The sequence below is a fragment of the Streptomyces sp. SPB074 genome, from assembly GCF_000154905.1.
In the GTDB taxonomy this organism is placed as follows: Bacteria; Actinomycetota; Actinomycetes; order Streptomycetales; family Streptomycetaceae; genus Streptomyces.
On sequence record NZ_GG770539.1, the window covers coordinates 6,369,113 to 6,371,939 of the forward strand.

Annotated in this window: 2 protein-coding genes; one reads left to right on the forward strand and one right to left on the reverse strand. The window is 76.3% G+C overall.

Annotated elements, in window-relative coordinates; all coding sequences use genetic code 11:
• Positions 1 to 38: 38 nt before the first annotated feature.
• A complete protein-coding gene (locus SSBG_RS27195; RefSeq protein ID WP_037870753.1) occupies positions 39 to 296 on the reverse strand; it encodes a DUF4190 domain-containing protein in 258 nt (85 codons plus the stop codon).
• Positions 297 to 1,475: 1,179 nt separating this feature from the next.
• Between SSBG_RS27195 and SSBG_RS35150 the strand changes: the two genes are divergently transcribed.
• Positions 1,476 to 2,381, forward strand: coding sequence for a hypothetical protein (locus SSBG_RS35150; RefSeq protein WP_234010657.1), 906 nt, complete (start codon positions 1,476 to 1,478; stop codon positions 2,379 to 2,381).
• Positions 2,382 to 2,827: the final 446 nt, after the last annotated feature.

Sequence of the window (2,827 nt, forward strand, 5' to 3'; positions counted from 1 at the left end):
CAGGCGCTGGGTGGGGCGGGCGGGCAGGCGCCCCGGGGTCAGGCCCCCACGTAGAGCCCGAAACCGTTGGTCGCCATGAGGACGATGCCGAGGATCAGGTCGATCACCCCGAGGACAAGACCCGCCTTGGCCATCCCGGGCCGGCCCGTGCCGCGCAGCGCGACGAGACCGAAGACGAGGGCCAGCAGGCCCGGGAGGATGGAGAAGAAGAAGAGTCCCACGATGCCGAGGACGAGCGCGGCTATCGCCATCCCGCTCGTCGTTCCCCGCGTCCGTCCCGCTCCGTAGCCGCTCATGGGTGCTCCTTCTCCTGCGAGGCGCCGCCCTGTGCGGGTCGCCGTCAACGCACTGGTTGCCCCGAACGCCCGTGTCATGCCTGCCGGTTCGCGCCGGGCCGCCGCACGGGCGCGGAATCGGGACGAACGCGGATGTTCACGGACGGGTGCGCGGTGGTAGACCATGCGTAGGCGTCCGGCATCGCCCCGGGGGGTCGGGGCACGGGTGCCGCGTACGCACGGCAGGGGGAGTGGATGACTGATCCTCGGCAGGGCGCCCAAAGGACCCGAGGACGCGCGAGGCGGGGGCACCGGGCCCGCGCCCGGAGGTGGTTTTGGGCCGCCCCCGGGGTTCGGGCCGCCGCCGGGCCCGCCACGGGACGAGCCGCCCGGCGCGCCGCCGGTGGGCGGCTTCGGGGCCGCGTACGCCCCCACCCTGCCGGGGTGGCCCGCCCCGCCCGACGCCCCCGCGCCAGTCCCTCCGCCGCCCGCTCACCCGGCGGGCCCGGCCACCGTGCCGGACCCGCCGCCCGGGCCGCCCGCCGCCCCGCGCGGTCCCCGCGACCTCCCGCGCGGTCCCCGCGACCTCCCGCGCGCCCTCGCCCTCGCGCTGCTCGACCTCGGCGGACTCGGTCTCGGTCACGCCCTGCTGCGCTCCTGGGGCGGCTTCGCCGTGGCCCTCGTGAGCACCGGCGCCCTCGCCCTCGTGGCCCTGCCCGCCGACCCGGACGGGGTGCCGCTCCCGCTCGTCGTGGGCTGGCTCGTGCTCCTCGTCCTGCTCGCCGCGCACGCCGCCGCGCGCGGACTGCGCACCACGCGGTCCGTGCCGACGGTGCCCGTGCTCGGCCTCGCCCTCGTCCTGCTCGCCGCGCCCGTCCTCGCCGGTCTCCAGTACGACGTGGCCCGCGAACGCGCCCAGCACGCGCGCCTGGAGAAGCAACTGCTGGACCGGCTCGGCACGGCCGACCGCACCGTGGCCCGCTACCGCACCTCCGGGTACACGGGCCACGAAGCTGCCTTCTCCTCGGCCCTCGCCACCTACCGCGCCCTGAGCGCCGAACACCCCGGCTCGGCGGCGGCGCACAAGGTCCCGGCCCGCCTGCGCGCCTACTACCGCACCGTCGGCGCGCCCTTCGAGGCGGGCGACCACTGCGCAGCCCTCGCCCCCCCCTGCGTCACCTGCTCACCGTGCCGGGCACGATGGGTGCCGGCCGCGTCCCCGAGGACCTGCGCGCCTGGCCCGCGCCGCGCCTCGCCACCTCGCTCTTCGGCTGCGGCGTCGGCGGGCTCGGCGAGGCGGACTCCTCCACCGCCGCGTCCCACCTCACGGCCCTCCTGGAGGAGTACCCGGACAGCCCGGAGGCGGGCAGGATCGTCCCCGAGGTGGAGAAGCGCGTGACCGCCTCGCTGCGCGACAAGGGCGGCGAGCCGCCGTGCGAGGCGAGCGCCTCCCTCAAGGCCCTCGCCGCCCAGGCCGGCGACGTCGCCGGGGCCGAGGGCGCCCCCGCGACGACGGCGGCCGCCCTCGGCCGCCAGGCGGCCCTGGCACGGGGCGGCCTGCCCACGAAGACGTGGAACTGCGCGCTCGACGCCTACCGGGAGAAGGACTACCAGGCCACGCAGACGCGGATGCGCGACTTCACGGCCCGGTACGGCCGGGACGACCGCGCGCCACTCGCGCGCAACTACGTCATCGCCGCCCAGGTCGCCGCCGAACTGCCCGCCGCTGGCAAGGTCAGGCCGACGACCTCGACCGGCGGCTCGATCACCGTGACCGTCCGCAACGACAGCCCCGAGGCCGTCGAAGTGCTCTACACGGGGCCCGTGACCGGCAGCTTCCGCCTCGGCGCCTGCGGGGGGTGCGAGCGCTACGAGTGGGCCGACATCCTGAACCCCTCCTTCAAGCCCTGCCCGGCCGGGAGGACCTACCCGAGCAGGACACTGCGCCTGCCCGCGGGCACGACGTACTTCCTGCACAAACCCCAGGGCACCGACGGCCTCGGCGGCTCCCCGGCCACCGACACCGTGAAGGTACGGGGCGGGTACACGTACACCGAGTGCGCCTACACGGCGAAGGGACTCGGAGCGGGAGGGGTGGACGGCTGACCGTTTGCGCCCCGGTGGAGGCGTAATACGGTACGAGAGTGAGCGAAACGCCACAAGGGGGGGCGCGGTTCCTCCGATGCCGACCTCGCCCGCGAGGCCGTCGATGTCCATCTCTCGCGCCGGCTCTCCGAGTGGGAGGGCCAGCTGAGCGCCGCCACCGAGGGCACCCACGAGTACGAGGAGACGCTCGGCTACCGCAACGCCGAGGAGACCCGCCTGCGCGCCTGGCGCGAGACGGGCCACCTCGACGACGACCTCGCCCTCGCCGTCGACCAGCGCGCCCGCGCCGACCTCAAGATGGACGCCGTCGACCCGGCCCGCAGGGAGGCCATCCACCGCGGCCTCCTCGCCCTCGGCTGGGACCCGGAGGGCGGCGGGGGAGAGGCCCGCGTGACGGGCGGCTGAGGGCCCGGGCGGGGCGCCCACCGGGGAAGCCGGGTTCCGTA